This is a genomic window from Bradyrhizobium sp. CCBAU 65884 (genome assembly GCF_028128835.1).
Lineage (GTDB): Bacteria > Pseudomonadota > Alphaproteobacteria > Rhizobiales > Xanthobacteraceae > Bradyrhizobium > Bradyrhizobium ottawaense.
This window is the reverse complement of the sequence record NZ_LBJU01000028.1, coordinates 1-1,135: the sequence shown is the minus strand read 5'-3', so window position 1 is coordinate 1,135 and position 1,135 is coordinate 1. Positions and strand designations below refer to the sequence as shown.

The window sequence follows — 1,135 nt, the reverse complement described above, 5'->3', positions numbered from 1 at the left end:
AGCGACGGAGTCTCCGATGGCGGTCCAGCAACTTGCCCCCCTGATATTGAGCGATGACGAGCGCGCCGAACTGACGTCGCTGACGAAGCGGCGGAAGACGGCGCAGGCGCTGGCTTTGAGAGCCCGGATCGTGCTGACCTGCGCGGAAGGTGGTCAGAACAAGGACGTGGCGGCCAAGCTAGGCCTGGAGCGGGGCACAGTAGGCAAGTGGCGACGACGTTTTGTGGTGCAGCGCGTGGCCGGGCTGCATGATGAGCCGCGCTCCGGCGCGCCTCGCACGATTGACGACGCCCGCATCGAAGCCGTGATCGTGAGAACGTTGGAGAGTTGCCCTGAGAACGCCACTCATTGGAGCTCCCGGGACATGGCGAAGGCGAGCGGCCTATCCGTATCGACGGTACAACGCATCTGGCGGGCCTTCGGCCTCCAGCCGCACCGGATGGAGACGTTCAAGCTCTCGACCGATCCGAACTTCGTGGCCAAGGTGCGCGATGTCGTAGGCCTTTACGTCTCGCCGCCGGCACACGCCATCGTTCTGTGTGTAGACGAAAAGTCGCAAATCCAGGCGTTGGACCGCAGTCAGCCGATGTTGCCAATGCGTCCCGGCCAGCCGGCCCGAAGGAGCCACGATTACAAAAGACACGGCACCACATCGCTGTTCGCCGCCCTCGACATTGCGACCGGACGGGTTATCGGCAAGTGCTACGGACGGCACCGTGCCGCCGAGTTCCGCAAGTTCTTGGACGAGATCGAGGCCGCTGTGCCCCGCCAACTCGACGTCCATCTCGTCATGGATAACTATGCCACCCACAAGACTCCGCTGATCCGGAAATGGCTGGCTAAACGGCCGCGCTGGCATGTGCACCTGACCCCGACCAGTTCGTCATGGCTCAATCAGGTCGAGCGCTTCTTCGCTCTTCTTACCGATAAGAAGATCAGGCGCGGCGTCTATCGCAGCGTAGCCGCCCTCAGGGCAGACATCACCTCATTCATCGAACGACACAACGCCGATCCGAAACCGTTCCGATGGACCAAATCCGCCGACGACATCCTTGCTTCCATCGAGCGCTTCTGTCGTTACAGTGCCCCGGAAAAACAAGACCCGATGTTGCGAACTTCTGGTTCAAGACACTAG

The 1,135-nt window shown here is 61.6% G+C and carries 1 protein-coding gene; it reads left to right on the top strand.

Going from position 1 to position 1,135, the window contains the following annotated elements:
• Positions 1 to 16: 16 nt before the first annotated feature.
• Entirely contained in the window at positions 17 to 1,135 is a 1,119-nt protein-coding gene (locus tag XI03_RS01590; RefSeq protein ID WP_271591100.1) for an IS630 family transposase, read from the top strand.